11 protein-coding genes are annotated in these 16,897 nt (G+C 64.7%); 5 read left to right on the top strand and 6 right to left on the bottom strand.

Annotated elements, in window-relative coordinates; translation table 11 throughout:
• Positions 1 to 362 precede the first annotated feature (362 nt).
• Positions 363 to 3,305 carry an FAD-binding and (Fe-S)-binding domain-containing protein gene (locus tag MSG32_RS13250; protein ID WP_248380180.1) on the bottom strand — a complete coding sequence of 981 codons (2,943 nt, stop codon included), beginning with the start codon at positions 3,303 to 3,305 and terminating at the stop codon, positions 363 to 365.
• Positions 3,306 to 3,367: 62 nt separating this feature from the next.
• Positions 3,368 to 5,074 (bottom strand): L-lactate permease, encoded by a 1,707-nt coding sequence (locus MSG32_RS13255; protein WP_248380182.1) that lies wholly within the window; start codon positions 5,072 to 5,074, stop codon positions 3,368 to 3,370.
• Positions 5,075 to 5,500: 426 nt separating this feature from the next.
• Here MSG32_RS13255 and MSG32_RS13260 point away from each other — a divergent pair, with 426 nt between their 5' ends.
• From MSG32_RS13260 to MSG32_RS13270, 3 genes are all read left to right on the top strand, one after another.
• Complete coding sequence (locus tag MSG32_RS13260; RefSeq protein WP_248380185.1) at positions 5,501 to 6,292, top strand: FCD domain-containing protein; 792 nt, start codon at positions 5,501 to 5,503, stop codon at positions 6,290 to 6,292.
• An 83-nt stretch (positions 6,293 to 6,375) separates the two neighbouring features.
• Positions 6,376 to 8,775: an ATP-binding protein gene (locus MSG32_RS13265; protein WP_248380187.1), complete on the top strand. Its 2,400-nt coding sequence runs from the start codon at positions 6,376 to 6,378 to the stop codon at positions 8,773 to 8,775.
• A complete protein-coding gene (locus MSG32_RS13270) occupies positions 8,772 to 10,307 on the top strand; it encodes a sigma-54 dependent transcriptional regulator (RefSeq protein ID WP_248380189.1) in 1,536 nt (511 codons plus the stop codon). Before MSG32_RS13265 ends, MSG32_RS13270 begins: the two co-directional genes overlap by 4 nt.
• 63 nt (positions 10,308 to 10,370) lie before the next feature.
• Here MSG32_RS13270 and MSG32_RS13275 read toward each other — a convergent pair whose 3' ends face one another.
• From MSG32_RS13275 to MSG32_RS13285, 3 genes are all read right to left on the bottom strand, one after another.
• Positions 10,371 to 11,078: a metal-dependent hydrolase gene (locus MSG32_RS13275; protein WP_052384803.1), complete on the bottom strand. Its 708-nt coding sequence runs from the start codon at positions 11,076 to 11,078 to the stop codon at positions 10,371 to 10,373.
• A gap of 293 nt (positions 11,079 to 11,371) precedes the next feature.
• Complete coding sequence (locus tag MSG32_RS13280) at positions 11,372 to 11,914, bottom strand: gamma carbonic anhydrase family protein (RefSeq protein WP_043335714.1); 543 nt, start codon at positions 11,912 to 11,914, stop codon at positions 11,372 to 11,374.
• Positions 11,915 to 12,111: 197 nt separating this feature from the next.
• Positions 12,112 to 13,455, bottom strand: coding sequence for a sodium-dependent transporter (locus MSG32_RS13285; RefSeq protein WP_216061189.1), 1,344 nt, complete (start codon positions 13,453 to 13,455; stop codon positions 12,112 to 12,114).
• A gap of 271 nt (positions 13,456 to 13,726) precedes the next feature.
• Here MSG32_RS13285 and prlC point away from each other — a divergent pair, with 271 nt between their 5' ends.
• Together prlC and MSG32_RS13295 are read left to right on the top strand one after the other, a co-directional pair.
• Positions 13,727 to 15,775: an oligopeptidase A gene (gene prlC / locus MSG32_RS13290; protein WP_248380191.1), complete on the top strand. Its 2,049-nt coding sequence runs from the start codon at positions 13,727 to 13,729 to the stop codon at positions 15,773 to 15,775.
• A 147-nt stretch (positions 15,776 to 15,922) separates the two neighbouring features.
• Entirely contained in the window at positions 15,923 to 16,174 is a 252-nt protein-coding gene (locus MSG32_RS13295) for a YheV family putative zinc ribbon protein (protein WP_043335719.1), read from the top strand.
• Positions 16,175 to 16,309: 135 nt separating this feature from the next.
• Here the strand turns inward: MSG32_RS13295 and sodC are convergent, their stop codons facing one another.
• Positions 16,310 to 16,879, bottom strand: coding sequence for a superoxide dismutase [Cu-Zn] SodC (sodC, locus tag MSG32_RS13300; protein WP_248380201.1), 570 nt, complete (start codon positions 16,877 to 16,879; stop codon positions 16,310 to 16,312).
• Positions 16,880 to 16,897 lie beyond the last annotated feature (18 nt).

Below are 16,897 nucleotides of genomic sequence, written 5' to 3' on the forward strand. Positions count from 1 at the left end.
TTAAAGAGCGTCGCTGTTAAGCGAGGAGGCATATTCTACCCGGAACGCTTGAGAAGTCAAGCACTTGATGATGAGTCCGTCGACTGCCTCTAAGCATCATCAAGCGGTGAGGAGCGTTGCTCGATCACCTGTTCCGTAAGGAGTGCGGCGTATTCTAGCGAATCGCCCGGGATTGTCAATCGATGAATTCGAAGCGGACTTCAAAAACATCAAGCAAAACAACCACCTGCAAACCTCTTTCACCGCTGGTAACGCCATGCGTCCCCGGCAGCGGATGCGTACTTTACGCACGAACCGCCGTGAGGGCAAGGGCTTTTTCAAGAGATTGTCATCAGGGTGTCATGCATCTCGAACGCCTCCCATCACCTTGGTGCCGATGCTCTATCGACCAGACCGAGAATCGATTGATAGCTGAGCCCGGAGTGCTCACTCAGCCCTATCTCACAGGTGCGCGAGTTGGAAACCCCGTAGTCGCAATCGGCCACTACCTCCTTCAGCCCCTTCAATGCCGAGGCATTGAGCTCCGGTGTACTGAAGCCCTTGTCGCCTGCGAAGCCGCAGCAGGTGATCTCTTCCGGCACGACGACTTCACTGGCGCACTGCCGCGCCAGCGCCACGAACTGCTCTGCCAACCCCATGCGGACACTAGAGCAGGTGACATGCACCGCGACTTTCGCCTTGAGCGGTGTGATCGAGAGATAGGGCAATAGATAGTCGAGCACCAGCTGCACCGGCTCGACCAGAGTCAGCGACACCTCGAGATGCTCGCGTGCATAGGCCTGAGCCTGTGCCAGGCACGGACTGGTATCACAGAAGATCGGCAGCCGTCCGCCGCCACTCGCCTCCACCAGCGCCGTTGCCAACTCGGCGGCCTTGGCATCTCCCGCCTCGAACTGCCCCTTGGACTGGAAGGCCATGCCACAGCACAGCGCCTCCACCCCTTTCGGCAGCACGACCTCGAAGCCGGCCTTGTCCATCAAGGCCAGCGCCATTTCCGTGACACTGCGCGGATCGCGATCATCAGCAGCGACCCCGAAGACACGCGTGGCGCAGGACGGGAAGTAGACGACATGCCCATTAGGCGCTGCACTGCGCCCCAGTGGCTGCGCGAGACGCTTGAGATAATCACGCGGAGCGGCGGCCGGCATGCTGGGAGTCCATTGCTGCACCCTGTCGCCGGACACCTTGCGAGCAGCCTGGGTCAGGCGGCGCATGTTGCGCGTGCCGACGACACCATGCAGCCCATCCGCCAGCCTGAGCACGCCACGCATGCCGCTGGTGACACGCGTGAAGTGCTCACCGGCCCAATGCGCCACCTTCACCTTGCCTGGATGATCGGCACCGGCGTTCTCCTCATGACGCAGCCCCCGGATCAGATCACCGGTATTGATGCCGACCGGACACTGGGTCGCGCACAGGCCATCGCCCGCACAGGTCTCCATGCCCTGATAGGCGTATTCCTTCCTGAGCACTGCCAGCTGGTCGCGCTGTGCATCATCCGGTGCCTCGAGCGCTGCCAGGCGTGCGATCTCACGCCGGATGACGATACGCTGGCGCGGCGTCAGGCTCAGGTTCTTCGACGGGCAGACCGATTCACAGAATCCGCACTCGATGCAGCGGTCCACCAGCGGGTCCGCCGCCGGCAATGGCTTGAGGTTTTCCAGATGCAGGCGAGGGTTGCGCGTCAGGATCACTTCCGGGTTGAGCAGGTTGTCCGGATCGAAGGCCTCCTTGATACGCCACATCAGGGCATAGGCATCCTTGCCCCACTCAAGCTCTACATAAGGCGCCATGTTGCGACCGGTGCCATGCTCGGCCTTGAGCGAGCCACCGTATTCCTGCCCCACCAGCTGCGCGACGTCATCCATCAGCGCCTGATAGCGCGCCACCTCGCCTTCGCGCTCGAAGCCCTGCGGGAAGACGAAATGAAGATTGCCCTCCAGCGCGTGGCCAAACAGGATCGCCTGGGAGTAACCATGCCGCTGGAAGACCTCCGTCAGTGCACCGACGCCTTCCGCCAGCCGCTCGATGGGGAAGGCGACATCCTCGATGATCACGGTGGTCCCCAGGTCACGCACTGCACCGACCGCCGGGAACAGCCCCTTGCGGATCTTCCAGTACAGCGCATAACGCTGCGCATCCTGAGTGAAGGCCCACGACTCGCAGGTCTCGATGCCCTCCAGCACGCGGGCAACCTCGGCCATGCGCGCCTCCAGCTCCTGATGATGCGCGCCCCGCACATCCACCAGCAGCGCGACCGCCTCTCCCGGCAGGGTGCGCAACACGTCCGGCATGCCCGGTGCGTCCTCGACGGAGCGCAGCGCCGCGCGGTCCATCAACTCCACCGCCGCGACCGGCGCCGTCTTCAGCAGCATGGTGGCGCGACAGGCCGCATCGATGTTCGGGTAGTACACCAGCGCCGCCGCCTTGTGCGGCTCCTCGATCACGGTGCGATAGGTAATGGAGGCGATGAAACCCAGCGTGCCTTCCGAACCGATCATCAGATGCTTGAGAATCTCGAGACCATCGGCATAGTCGACCAGCGCATTGAGGCTATAGCCGGTGGTGTTCTTGAGCCGATACTTGTGGCGGATGCGCTCGGCCAGCTCAGGGTCGGCGCGCACACTGGCCGCCATGCGCTCCAGCTCCGCCAGCAGACCACCATGACTGGCGCGAAAGGCCTGCACGCTCTCCGGCGAGGCCGTATCCAGGCAGGTGCCATCGGCGAGAATGACGCGCAGGTCCTCGACGGTGCGATAACTGTTGTGCGCCGTGCCGCAGCACATGCCGGAAGCATTGTTGGCCGCGATGCCACCGATCATGCAGCTGTTGATCGAAGCCGGGTCCGGGCCGATCTTGCGCCCGAAGGGGGCCAGCAGCTGATTGGCACGCGCCCCGATCACCCCCGGCTGCAGGCAGATGCGACTGCCCTGCTCCAGCACCTGCGCCCCTCGCCACTCACCGCCCAGCTGGATGAGCACCGAATCCGTCAGCGCCTGACCGGACAGTGACGTCCCTGCCGCACGGAAGGTCACCGGCAACTTGCGCGCCCGGCACTCGCGCAACACATGCCCCAGCTCCTGCTCGTCATGCACCCGCACCACCAGCTGCGGCACCAGCCGATAGAAGCTGGCATCCGTGCCGTAGGCCAGGGTGCGCAGCGGATCATGGATCAGGCGCTCACCGGGAATGTGCTGCGCCAACGCCTCGCGCAGAGCGTCATAGGCAGCAGCACGCGCCTGGGGTGAGGCATGCCCGCCCATGGCAGGGTGAGCAGTGGAGTCAGGGGCAGCAGCGGCGGTCATGGCCAGTCTCTTTATCAGTCAGTCAGGATGTCTTTCAGGGTATCAGTCAGCACGGATCACGCTTACGGCAGCAGCGGATCACTCAGACCCAACAGGTGGAACGCCAGCATGCCCAGCACGCCGGAGGCCAATAGATAGTAGGCGGTCGGAATCGCCGTCATGCGCAGGGTACGACCCTCACGCCCCAGCAGACCGACGGTCGCCGAGGCCGCCACGACGTTATGGATGGCGATCATGTTGCCGGCCGCGGCCCCGACCGCCTGCAGCGCCACCATCAGCGCTCCCGACAGCCCGAGCTGGGCGGCGACGTTGAACTGGAACTGGGACAGCATCATGTTGGAGACCGTATTGGAGCCGGCGATGAAGGCGCCCAGCGCGCCGATGCCCGAGGCGAACAACGGGTACGCCTGACCGAGACTGTCAGCCACCACGTCCGCCATCACCACCGGCATGGACGCCAGGTCGTTCAGATTGACGCCGGAGTTGATCAAAATGCGCACCATCGGAATGGTGAACACCAGCACGAAGCCGGCGCCGACCAGTGTGCGCCAGGATTCGCTGGCCGCCGCCACCAGCTGGCGAGAGGCCATGCGATGCAGCAGCAGCGTGATCAGGGCCACGAAGACCATGATGCCGCCCGGCAGATAGAGCGGCTGTATCGCGCCGGAGATACCGCTGGCACCCAGCAGGTCAGTGGCACTGAATTGCACGCTGACCAGCCAGCCCTTGAAGTCACTCGATACGCGCGAGGCGACCAGCAGCAGCGCGATCAGCCCATAGGGCAACCACGCCAGCCACAGTGGCAGCGGCTTTCTGCCTGCCGCGGCGGCCTCGACATCATCACGCTCCAGCGTCAGGTCACCCAGCCAATGCTTGGGCCACTCGGCCTCGGGCGGAAAATCCCAGCTGTCCTTCGGCAGTAGAAAGCCGGCACGCGCCGCTGGCACCACGAGGATCAAGCCGACCAGAGCGCCGATCAGTGACGGGAATTCCGGGCCGAGGAAGATACCCGCCGCCACGTAGGGCAGCGTGAAGCACAGGCCGGCGAACAGCGCGAACGGCGCAATCGACAGCCCCTCGCTCCAGCTTTTCTTCGCGCCGAAGAAGCGCGTCATCATCACGGTCATGAACAGCGGCATCAGCAGGCCGACGATGCCATGCACGATGGCGACCTCCGAGGTGATCAGCTGCATGAAGGCCTCCCAGCTGGAATGGTTCGCCAGCAGCTGCTCACCGAGATTGGCCTTGTCGAGGCCCGCATTCACGCCGATCACGATCGGTGTGCCCACCGCCCCGAATGATACCGGCGTCGACTGGATCATCATGCCCACCATCACCGCCCCCAGCGCCGGGAAGCCGATGGCGACCAGCAACGGCGCCGCGATGGCCGCAGGCGTACCGAAGCCGGAAGCCCCCTCGATGAAGCTGCCGAACAGCCAGGCGATGATGATGGCCTGTACGCGTCGGTCGGGACTGACGGTGGTGAAGGCGCCGCGGATCACCGCGATCGCCCCGGAATGCTTGAGCGTATTGAGCAGGAAGATGGCGCCGAAGATGATCCACAGCACCGAGACGGTCACCATCAGCCCCTGCAGCGTGGAGGCCAGAATGCGCGTCAGCGACATCTGCCATACGAAATAGCCGATGGCAGCGGTGACGAGAAAGACCAATGGCATGGCGCGACGCGCGGGCCATTGCAGACCGACGAGCAGGATGCCCGCCAGCAGGATAGGGGTGAAGGCCAGCAAGGCCAGCAGTGGCTCGGACATGACGGAAACTCCGCAGGCGAATTGTTGTGATTGTTGTCTGGCACGGCAGTGAAGGACTCGGGGGTCGGCGCACCCTTGGGGTCAGGCCTTCCGATAAATTGGTAATACCAATTTACCCTGCTGTACTTCGGCATAATCTAGGCGTCGCCTCGAAAGGGGTCAAACATCATGTGGTGCAAGGCATCTAGACATTGGTCAAAGCAGCTTCATTGCGTAAAATTGGTCTTACCAATTATTGATAGCACTTATCTCCCATGCGAGGCGTGGTTATCACACATATTGGTAAGACCAATGTCGGCTGTGGCGTGGAATGCCCACGGGCCACACTGATCATCGGCAGCGCCGCAAGCGCCCCTCTTTTGCATGCCGCACACCGGCATTCCAGCGTTCGGCGCCGCCTTTCACCTTTGCCGCAAGGACACTTCCATGCGTTACGCCCCTGTCCGCCAACCCCGTATCGCCGATGTACTCACCGAGCGCCTCGAAAGCATGATCATCGAGGGCAGCCTGAAACCCGGCGAGCGCCTGCCACCGGAGCGCACCCTGGCCGAGCAGTTCGAGGTCTCGCGCCCCTCCGTGCGGGAGGCCATCCAGAAGCTGGCCGCGCGCGGACTGCTGACCTCACGCCAGGGCGGCGGCACCTATGTCTCTGAAGAGCTGGCGCGCGCCTGGTCGGACCCGCTCAGCGCGCTGCTGGGTCGCCACGGCGAGTTCAATCTCGACCTGCTGGAATTTCGCGATGCGCTGGAGGGCATCAGCGCCTACTACGCCGCCATGCGCTCCACACCTGCCGACAAGGCAATGCTGCGCCAGCGCTTCGAGGACCTGGAGAAGAGCTTCGAGGGACGTGACCCGGAGCGCGAGGCCGGCGCCGATGCCGCCTTCCACCTCGCCATCGCCGAGGCCGCGCACAACGTGGTGCTGCTGCACTCGATGCGCAGCCTGTTCCAGTTGCTGGAGAAGAGCATCGTGGCCAACCTGCGCCACCTGTTCGAGAAGCCGGAATCACGCCCGCGCCTGATTCAGCAGCACCGCAGCCTGTTCGAGGCGATCATGGAAGGCCGCGCCAAAGATGCGCGCAACGCCGCCCATGAGCACCTGGTATTCGTCGAGGATTCACTGCTGGAACTGGAACGCGCCGAGACTCGTGCCCAGCGCGCCTTGCGCCGTGCCCAGCGCGCCTTGCGCCGTGCCCAGGCGGCGCCGGATGGCTCATGACGCTCAGTCATGACGCTCTGGCTGAATATGGAGTTCCGGATATGCAGTGCTTGAGATGAGGGCCTGAACATGAAGGCTTGCCGATGAAGGACACGCGCCTGCCCCAGCTGTGGCGTCTCGTACTGGCGGTCGTGCTACCGCTGGGGCTGATGCTGTGCGTGTGGCAGGCGGTCTCGATGGCGCGCAGCGAGGGTCTGGAGCGCCTGGGGCATGAGGCAGACAACGAACTGCGTCTGACCGCCGCCAGCCTGCGTGGCCAGCTGAATCGCCACGCCTATCTGCCCAGACTGGTGGCAGAAAATGACCAGCTGCGCGACTTTCTCGATCACCCAGAAGACCCCAGCGCGGAAGTGGCGCTCAATCAGCGCCTGGACCGCATGCGTGAGCTGGCCGGCATCTCGGACCTCTATCTGGTCGATGACACCGGCACGACCATCGCCGCCAGCAACTGGCGTTCCGCCAATACCTTCATCGGCCAGAACTATCGCTTCCGCCCCTACTGGCAAGACGCCATCAACGGCGGCGAGGGGCGCTTCTACGGGCTGGGCACCAGCTCCGGTGAGCGCGGTTACTTCTTCAGCGCTGCCGTCACCAGCCCCCAGGGACGACGTGGCGTGGCCGTGGTCAAGGTGCAGATAGAGGCGCTGGAGGCGGCGTGGCTCGACCAGAATGCCGACATCATGGTCACTGATCCGCATGGCGTGATCTTCATCGCCAGCCAGGCGCAGCGGGTACTGCGCACGCTGGAGCCACTCAGCGAGGAGACACGCAACCGGCTGCTCGACACCCAGCGCTACGCCAATCAGCGCCTGCGCCCACTGCGCCTGCATCATCGCGAGGCGCTACCGGAGCTGCTGGGCTCGCCCTTTGAGTCGCGCCGCGACACGACCTCCATCGAGCTGTTGCAGCTGACACCGGGCGACCTCTGGCAGCACGCCTGGTTGAGCCTGTCCCAGCCACTGCCGGACATCGGCTGGCGCCTGCATGTGCTCAAGCCACTGGCACCGCTGCGCAGCGGTATCTGGCAAGCGGCCGGACTCGCGGCCGGTGGTTATGCCTTGCTGTGTCTGCTGGCAGGGCTGGGCTGGCAGCGACTGCGCATCCTGCGTGAGCGTCGCCTGTTCGCCGAGCGCGAGCGCCAGAATCTCGCCAGCAGCCAGCAACGGGTGCGCGGCATCATCGACCGCACTCAGGCTGGCCTGTGCATCCTCGATGAGCGGGTGCGGCTGGTGTATCTCAATCCGACGGCCATCGCGCTGTTCGGCTCGCCCTTGAGTGCCGATGCCTCACCGGGCGACTCACCCCGCCAGCCCAGCGCCCGCGAAGGGCGTGATCTGCGCGAGCTTTTCCTGCCGGCCGAGCGCCACCTGCTGGACCGCCTGACCCAGGCCCGCTCCGTCGGCCCACTGGAAGTGCATGGCCTGCGCGAAGGTGTCGCGGTGCCACTGGAGCTTTCCTGCTCGCCGCTGCCCAGCCCCAACGGTCCGCGCTGGCTGGTCACGGTCTTCGATGTCAGCGAACGCCGTGCCCAGGCCGAACAACTCGCCCAGGCACGCGATGCCTTCGAGCAACGGGTGGTCGAGCGCACCCGCGACCTCGCCGCCAGCAACACGCGCCTGAGTGCCGAAGTCGAGGAGCGCACCCGCGCCGAACGCGAGCTGCGCGAGACGCGTGATGAATTGATCCAGACCGCCAAGCTGGCGGTGCTGGGGGAACTGGCCGCCGGCATCAATCACGAGCTCAATCAACCATTGGCCGCCATCCGCGCCTATGCCGAGAACGCCAGCGCCTTCCTCGCCCGCGCCCAGACCTCCCAGGTCGAGAGCAATCTGCACCAGATCACCGAGCTGACCCAGCGCATGGGCGAGATCAGCGCGCAACTGCGTCAGTTCTCACGCAAGAGCGGTGACCGTCTGGAGGCCATCGATCTCACCACCAGCCTCGACTACGCCCTGCGCCTGCTGCATGCACGCTGCGAGGCACTCGGCGTGACCCTCATTCGCGAAGCGAGTCCAAAGCTGGCGCGGGTGCGCGCCGAGCCGGTACGTCTGGAGCAGGTATTGGTCAACCTGATCGGCAATGCACTGGATGCGCTTGCCGACATGCCCCCGGAGCGCACGGAGCCCCCCAGCATCCAGCTCAACCTGCATGAGCAAGCGGGCAGCGCCGGCAATCAGGTCGTGCTGGAAGTCCACGACAACGGCCCCGGCCTTGAGCCATCGCAACTGGCGCGCGTGTTCGAACCCTTCTATACCCAGCGCGCCGACGGCCAGGGGCTCGGGCTGGGGTTATCGATCAGCGCGCGTATCGTCGCCGACCTCGGCGGCACTCTAGAGGCGCATCCCTCGCCGCTGGGCGGCGCACTGTTCCGGCTGACGCTGCCGGCACTCTCGATGCCCTCACTTTCGACGCCCTCACATCAGCCGACACCCTCACATCCGTCGATGCCACCCACCGCCAACCATTCACAGGAGCCGTCATGAGCGACGTCACGAATACCGACATGCAGGTGCTGGTGGTGGATGACGAACCACACCTGCGCGACAGCCTGAGCCAGAGCCTGATGCTGGCCGATTACCGCACTCGCCCGCTGGCCAGTGCCGAGCAGGCACTGGCGATCCTGCGCGCCGAAGCGCCCTTCGAGGGTGTGGTGGTCACGGACATTCGCATGCCGGGCATGGATGGCCTGAGCCTGCTGCACGCGGCGCATGCCGTGGATGACGAGCTGCCGGTGATCGTGATGACGGGGCATGGCGACATCGATACCGCCGTCGCGGCCATGCAGGCCGGTGCCTGGGATTTCATCGAGAAGCCCTTCGATCGCGAGCGCATGCTCGATGGCGTGCGGCGTGCGGTGGCCGCTCGCCGGCTGGCGCTGGAGAACCGCTCGCTGCGCGAACAGCTGGATACCCAGCGCAACAGCGCCGGCCCCAGGCTGGTCGGCAGCAGTGACATCATGCAGCGCCTGGATGCTCAGGTGTCACGCCTGGCGGCGGTCGATGCCGACACCCTGCTGTATGGCGAGACCGGCGCCGGCAAGGACCGTGTCGCCCGCTGCCTGCACGAGCGCAGCGCCCGCGCCAGCAAGCCCTTCGTGGCACTCAACTGTGGCGGCATGCCGGAGACATTGATCGAGTCGGAACTGTTCGGCCATGAGAAAGGTGCCTTCACCGGTGCCAGCGAGCGCCGCATCGGCAAGCTGGAACACGCCGACGGCGGCACCCTGTTTCTCGATGAGATCGAATCGATGCCGATGTCGTTGCAGATCAAGCTGTTGCGGGTGCTGCAGGAGCGCAGCATCGAGCGACTCGGCAGCAATACACCACGCCCCATCGATATCCGCGTCATCGCCGCCACCAAGCGGGATCTGCGCGAAGCGGCCAGCGCCGGCGAGTTTCGCGAAGACCTCTACTACCGCCTGAACGTGGTCACGCTGTATCTGCCGCCACTGCGCGAGCATGCCGAGGATATCCTGCAGCTGTTCCGGCACTTCGCGATTCTGGCCAGCGAACGCACCAGTCTGGAAGTCCCGCCGCTGGACGCCACCACCCTGCAGGCACTGCTGGCGCATGACTGGCCGGGCAACGTGCGTGAGCTGAGAAACTGTGCGGAACGCCATGTGCTGCTGGGCGGACTGGAGGGCAACATCGGCGACAGCATGGCGGAAGGGCGACCGCTCACCGCGGGCACGAGTGGCCCGGCCGTGAACAGCACGGAAGCCACAGGAGAGACGGACAGAGAAGGCATCACCGCCGGCACGGGCGAGCGGCATGCTTCAGGCGCACCGGGGGAATCAGGCGAGCTGGGGGAACTGGAGCACAACGTGAAGGCAGCCACGCAGGCGCAATCGCTGCCGCAGCGCATGGAGGCGTTCGAGGCCGCGCTGATTCGCGAAGCCCTGGCGGCCAGCAAAGGTCAGGTGGTGATGGCCTGCGAACGGCTGGGCCTGCCGCGCAAGACACTCTACGACAAGCTCAAGAAGCACGGCCTGAGCGCCGAGCCCTATCGTGCCTGATGCATCACAACCAAGGCATCACAACAGCAACTGAGATTCGCGCCGGTCTTCAGCCAGACGGCATCAGACGCCGGCCATCAGCCGTGACAGGCCTGCGCCGAACACGGACAGCGGCCCCTGCAGGTGCATGATGTCCACCAGTACCGACAATGGCGGCAGCCAGGGCGTCATGGCGGCGATCACCGCCACCATCGCCAGCGAGTTGCCCGGCTCACGATAATCGAACAGCTTGAAGGCGGTGCCGAAGCTGCGCTTCAGGCGTGCGCCGACCATGTCGACGCTGTACATCTCATCGAGCAGCAGGTGGATCATGGCGCCGAACAACAGGGCCGCGCCCTGCCACCAGGCCTGCTCTTCACTCTGGCCCAGCACATGCAGGCTGGCGGCCGTCACGCCCAGCGAGCACAGCAGTGACGCCAGCAGCGAGTGCCAGATACCGCGATGGACGGTGAAGCGCTTGAAGATGGCGCTGGCCACATAGCGCACGCCCAGATAGGTGGCGCCGCCTGCCATCATCAGCGGCCCCGCCAGCAGGCGGTCCTGCAGCAACAGCACGCAGGCCATGGTCGCCAGTACCGCAAACAGCGTGAACAGGATACGGATGGCACGCGAGTTGTCGGAATCGATATCCGGCAGGATACCGCCGAAGGTGGTCAGGCTCGCCAGCGGAACCCCCTCCGCCAGCGACCACAGGCCGCCCTGCCAGCCCGCCGCCGCGACGATGCCGCCGGCGAAGGCCGCTACGGTGATATGGGTACGAAAATTGGCCATGAAATACGGGTCGCGAGCCCTCGACGATGTCACTGGACCAGACGCCACACGCTGGCACTGGATATACGTCCAGATTATGACGCAAGCATTTCATGAAAAACAATGGCTTGTCCTGGTTTGTGCGCGCCACTGCCACATCTGCCTTCTAAAGCTCGTGGAATAACCGATCCTGGCTTATGGAAAATCCGCCCCTGGCTTGCGGCAAATCCGGCCCTGAAACGAGCACTCCCCCGCCGGCCTGAGCCAACGGGGGAGTGATCATTGCTGCGTCTGCCGCTCTGTGCGAGGGAGATTCAGTCGACGTAGTCTTCGGCCAGATGCTGATCCTTCAGCTTGACGTAGTTCACCGCCGAATAGGTGAAGAACTCACGCTCACTGTCCTTGATCGGGCGCAGTGCCTTGGCCGGGTTGCCGGCATACACATGCCCGCCCTCGAGACGCTTGCCCGGTGGCACCAGCGCACCCGCCGCGATGATGACTTCATCTTCCACCACCACGCCGTCCATCACGATGGCGCCCATGCCGACCAGCACGCGGTCGTGAATGGTGCAGCCATGCAACACGGCCTTGTGGCCGATGGTGACGTCATCGCCGATTTCCAGCGGATAGCCGCCCGGATTGAAATCACTGGCGTGGGTGATATGCAGTACCGCGCCATCCTGCACGCTGGTGCGCGCGCCGATGCGGATACGGTGCATGTCGCCGCGAATCACCGCCAGCGGCCATACCGAGCTGTCATCCCCGAGGGCGACATCACCCAGCACCACACTGGCCGGATCGACGAAAACCCGCTCGCCCAGTCGCGGCGTCAGGCCCTTGAAGGATCTAATGCTCATGCCTTACCTCCTGAATTAGGCAACCAGCCTACTGCGCCAAACACCGGGATGCCAATAGCGCAACGGCCTGACTCGCGTTGCGATGTTTTCGACACCCCGTCCCGACGCCCCGCTTGCAGGCTCGCCATGCCCCACGCATCGCGCCACGCCGCGCGCTGACTCAACGCCAGATTCACGTACCGATTGCGCAGGCGCGCTTACTTGAAGAAGCTCCAGCCCAGCACGACGACAACCAGCGGAATCGAGATCCAGCGCAGCACCCAACGCCAGATGCGGAAGAAGCCACGCGAGGTGCCGAGGCCTGCCAGCGCACGATTCTGCGGCATCACCCAGGCCGCGAAGATGGCGATCAGCAGCCCGCCGATCGGCAGGAAGAAGTCCGGCGGAATCGTCGTCACCGCATCGAAGACATTCATCTCGCCCAGCACGTGCACGTCCTTGAGGCTCGAGAAGGACAGCACCGACAACAGCCCCATCGCCCACACCGAGACACCGACCACCAGCGCCGCGTGGCGACGCTTGAGACCCCAGCCCTCCAGCACCTCGACGATGGGCTCGGCGATGTTGATCGAGCTGGTCCAGGTCGCCAGCAACAACAGCAGGAAGAACAGCGCCAGCAGCACGCTGCCACCCGGCAGATTGGCGAAGGCGATCGGCAGGCTGACGAACATCAGGCCGGGGCCGGAGGCCGGGTCCATGCCCTGGCTGAAGACCGCCGCGAAGATGGCGATACCCGCCAGCAGCGCCACACCGATATCCAGCGCCGCCACGGCGATCGCGGCCGTCGGCAGGCTCTGGCGCTCCGGCATGTAGGCGCCGTAGGCCATCAGGGCACAGGCACCGACCGCCAGAGTGAAGAAGGCATGCCCCATGGCATTGAGCATCACGTCCAGCGTGATGGCGCTCGGGTTGGGCATGAACAGCCAGCTCAGCGCGGGGCCGAAGCCGGGCGTGCTGATGCTGTAACCGGCCAGCGCCAGCAACAGCACGTAGAGCAGCGGCATCATCAGGTTGTTGAGGCGCTCGAGCCCGGAAGAGATGCCGGCGGCCACCACGCTCATCGTCATCAGCATGAAGACGGTGTGGTTGAAGGTCATCGTGACCGGGTCTTCCAGGAAGGCACCGAAGGAAGCGCCGATCTCCGGCGGGCTCATGCCGCTGAAGTCACCCTTCAGCGAATCGACCAGATACTCGATCGACCAGCCCGACACCACCGAATAGAACGACAGGATGAAGAACATGGTGATGGCGCCGAACAGTCCCAGCCAGCGCCAGTGCGGGGTGCGGCCACCGCTGACGGCCAGATGGGCCAGCGCCTGCATCGGTCCGCGGCGTCCGGCGCGCCCGATCATGATCTCGGCCATCATCACCGGCAGCCCCAGCAACAGCACGAAGCCGATATACAGCAGCAGAAATGCCGAACCGCCGTTCTCACCGGTCATGTAGGGGAAGCGCCAGATATTGCCCAGCCCGACGGCGGCGCCGGTCACGGCCAGAATGAAGGCTCGGCGACTGCCCCAGCGTTCGGTGGTTTCGCTCATGTCTGCTCTCGTGGTCTCGGTACGGGGGAAGGATACGGGCCCCACTCAGGGGCCAAGGCCAGCAAGATAGCAGCCGTACCGGCCTCGGCCAATGCGACATGCGCGTGGCAACACCCGCCTATCGAGGCGATAGATTGAATAACACGCGCCGAGGCCTCACATTCTAGGTATCCCCGCGGCAGCGGTGACGCCGTTTTCACGGCGCAATTGATGCGCAAGTTCTCCTTTACCGCTCACCGCTGCCGCCCACCCGAATGACGCGAGGTACATGATGTCGATCAATCCCCTGCTAGAACGCAACACCCTCCCCCCCTTCGACACCCTCAAGGCCGAGCATGTCGAGGACGCGATCAGCGAGCTGCTGGAGCACAACCAGCAGGAGATCGAGCGCCTGATCGAGGCCACCCGCGATGACACGCGCTGGGACAACTTCGCCGCGCAGCTGGAAGCGCTGGGTGATCGCCTGAGCCAGGCCTGGTCGCCGGTATCGCACCTCAACTCGACCATGAACTCGCCCAAGCTGCGCGAGGCCTATCAGGCCTGCCTCGCCAAGCTGTCGGCCTACTCCACCTGGGTGGGTCAGAACAGCGACCTGGCCGCGGCCTATCAGCGCCTCGCGGACAGCGATGAGTTCGCAAGCCTCGATGAAGCCCAGCAGAAGGCGATCACCAACAGCCTGCGCGACTTCCGCCTCGCCGGTGTCGACCTGCCGCAAGACAAGAAGCAGCGCTACGGCGAGATCCAGGCGCGCCTGTCCGAGCTCTCCAACACCTTCTCCAACCATGTGCTGGATGCCACCCAGGCCTGGCACAAGGATGTCGGCGAAGAGGCGCTGGCGGGCGTGCCGGAAAGCGGCCTTGAAGCGCTCAAGGCCAATGCCGAAGCCAAGGGGCTGGAAGGCTATCGCATCACCCTGGACTTCCCGAGCTTCTTCCCGGTGCTCAGCTATGCCGACAACCGCGAGCTGCGCGAGGAGGTCTACACCGCCTTCGTCACGCGCGCCTCGGAGAAGGGCCCCAACGCCGGTGAGTTCGACAACGGCCCGGTGATCGAGGAGATTCTGGCCCTGCGTCAGGAGCTGGCCGCGCTGATCGGCTTCGACGACTACGCCTCGCTGTCGCTGGCGACCAAGATGGCCGACTCGCCGGCGCAGGTCATCGCCTTCCTGGATGACCTCGCCACCCGCGCCGTGCCGCAGGCGCGTGAAGAGTTCAACGAGCTGGCGGCCTACGCCACCGAGAGCCTCGGCATCGACGACCTGCAGCCGTGGGATGTCGGCTACGCCAGCGAGAAGCTGCGCGAATCGCGCTACGCGATCAATCAGGAGCAGCTGCGCCCCTACTTCCCGGCGCCGCAGGCCATCGACGGGCTGTTCGAGGTCGTCAACCGCCTCTACGGCATCACCTTCAAGCAGCGCGAAGTGCCGGTCTGGCACGAGGACGTCAGCTACTACGAGGTGATCGAGAATGACACCCCGATCGCCGGCTTCTATCTCGATCTCTACGCGCGTGAAGGCAAGCGGGGCGGTGCCTGGATGGATGAGTGCCGCGTCCGTCGTCGCCGCGAGGATGGCAGCCTGCAGTTGCCTGTCGCCTACCTGACCTGCAACTTCACCCGCCCGGTGGGCGATCGCCCGGCACTGCTGACCCACGATGAAGTGGTCACGCTGTTCCACGAGTTCGGTCACGGCCTGCATCACATGCTGACCCGTCAGGAAGTCGCCGAAGTCTCCGGTATCAATGGCGTGGCCTGGGACGCCGTCGAGCTGCCCAGCCAGTTCATGGAGAGCTTCTGCTACGAGCGTGAAGGGCTGGATCTGATCGCACGTCACGTCGACACCGGTGAGCGTCTGCCCGACGACATGCTCGAGCGCCTGCAGGCAGCCCGCAACTTCCAGGCAGCGATGACCATGGTCCGCCAGCTGGAGTTCTCGCTGTTCGACTTCCGTCTGCATCATGAGCTCGACAAGCCGTCGGCCAGCGATGTCCAGGCGCTGCTCGACGAGGTGCGCAGCAAGGTCGCCGTGGTGCCGGCGGTCGAGTTCAATCGCTTCCAGAATGGCTTCAGCCATATCTTCGCCGGCGGTTACGCCGCGGGTTATTACAGCTACAAGTGGGCCGAGGTGCTGTCGGCAGACGCCTTCAGTGCCTTCGAGGAAAGCGCGGTCTTCGATACCGCCACCGGCCAACGCTTCCGTGACGAGGTACTGGCACGCGGTGGCTCGCGTGACGCCGCCGAGCTGTTCCGCGCCTTCCGTGGCCGTGACCCGCAGGTCGATGCCCTGCTGCGTCACTCCGGCATCGGTGCCCAGGCGGCCTGATCTCGCCCCGCCTCGTGATGGCGCAAGCCTGACCACGAGCCGCTGACCATGCGCCCCTGACCTTTACCGGTCGGGGGCGTATCATATGGCGCATCATCCGCCCGAGGCGGGATTGCCAGACCTACCCTGACCCTGACTGGAGGCACCATGTCTACCATCAAGCGCTTCATCGCCGGTGCCGTCTGCCCGCGCTGCGGAGCAATGGACCGCCTGCGCACCTGGGAGCAGAACGAGACCCGCTACCGTGACTGCGTGTCCTGCGACTTCTTCGAACAGCAAGCCATCGAGGAACCGCCGACCCTCGCCGAGATTTCCACACGCGTGAGCGACCCCCGCGAGACGCCGGCGAGCGATGAGGTTCAGCCGGTGCGCATTCTGGACCCCGGCAAGTTGCACTGACATCTGCTGTATCGTTGTGACATGAAAAAGCCCCGCCAATTGGCGGGGCTTTTTCATGTCATCTCGGCAGGATGATCAATCGACCACAGACCAGACTACCGCAGATCTGTCGATCACCGTTCAGTCGACCACACATCAGTCAACTACACCGCAGGCGACGCGCGAGCCGCCACCGCCCAGCTTGGGCGTATCGGTGTAGTTGTCACCGCCGGAGTGGATCATCAGCGCATGGCCGCTGAGATCGCTTTCCTTGAGGCGCGGTGCCAGCACCGGCAGCGAGATCTTGCCAGCGGCATCGACGCTCAGTGCCGGAAGGTCACCGAGGTGGCCATCACCGTAGGGCCCCTGGTGGGTGCCGGTCTCTTCTGGATCGAAGTGGCTACCTGCCGCGGCGGCGGCGACGGTCTCGCCCTCCTTCTCGGCCGGTTCGCAGCTGGCATTGGCATGCAGGTGGAAGCCGTGGATGCCGCTCTCGAGCCCCTCGATCTTCGGCGTCAGCAGCAGACCATCGTCGGTATCCTCGGCCATGACACTGCCGACGGACTCACCGACGCCATCACTGCTGACGCGATGCATTTCCACCTCGGTGGCGGCCTGGGCGACGCCGCCGAACAACCAGGCGCCGAGCGCCACCGTCGCGGCGGTCTTGAGGGGCTTTCTGGACGAGGTCGTAAAGGATGCCGTGTGCTGTGTCTCGTGATTCATGAGCAATCTCTCCATCAC

The organism is Cobetia sp. 1CM21F (genome assembly GCF_023161745.1).
GTDB lineage: Bacteria > Pseudomonadota > Gammaproteobacteria > Pseudomonadales > Halomonadaceae > Cobetia > Cobetia amphilecti.

Bases quoted from the DNA above. Each gene is read 5' to 3' on its own strand.
- MSG32_RS13265 (WP_248380187.1), top strand. From the start codon at position 6,376: ATGAAGGACACGCGCCTGCCCCAGCTGTGGCGTCTCGTACTGGCGGTC.
- MSG32_RS13260 (WP_248380185.1), top strand. From the start codon at position 5,501: ATGCGTTACGCCCCTGTCCGCCAACCCCGTATCGCCGATGTACTCACC.
- MSG32_RS13275 (WP_052384803.1), bottom strand. From the start codon at position 11,078: ATGGCCAATTTTCGTACCCATATCACCGTAGCGGCCTTCGCCGGCGGC.
- MSG32_RS13285 (WP_216061189.1), bottom strand. From the start codon at position 13,455: ATGAGCGAAACCACCGAACGCTGGGGCAGTCGCCGAGCCTTCATTCTG.
- MSG32_RS13270 (WP_248380189.1), top strand. From the start codon at position 8,772: ATGAGCGACGTCACGAATACCGACATGCAGGTGCTGGTGGTGGATGAC.
- MSG32_RS13280 (WP_043335714.1), bottom strand. From the start codon at position 11,914: ATGAGCATTAGATCCTTCAAGGGCCTGACGCCGCGACTGGGCGAGCGG.
- MSG32_RS13250 (WP_248380180.1), bottom strand. From the start codon at position 3,305: ATGACCGCCGCTGCTGCCCCTGACTCCACTGCTCACCCTGCCATGGGC.
- MSG32_RS13295 (WP_043335719.1), top strand. From the start codon at position 15,923: ATGTCTACCATCAAGCGCTTCATCGCCGGTGCCGTCTGCCCGCGCTGC.
- prlC (WP_248380191.1), top strand. From the start codon at position 13,727: ATGTCGATCAATCCCCTGCTAGAACGCAACACCCTCCCCCCCTTCGAC.
- MSG32_RS13255 (WP_248380182.1), bottom strand. From the start codon at position 5,074: ATGTCCGAGCCACTGCTGGCCTTGCTGGCCTTCACCCCTATCCTGCTG.
- sodC (WP_248380201.1), bottom strand. From the start codon at position 16,879: ATGAATCACGAGACACAGCACACGGCATCCTTTACGACCTCGTCCAGA.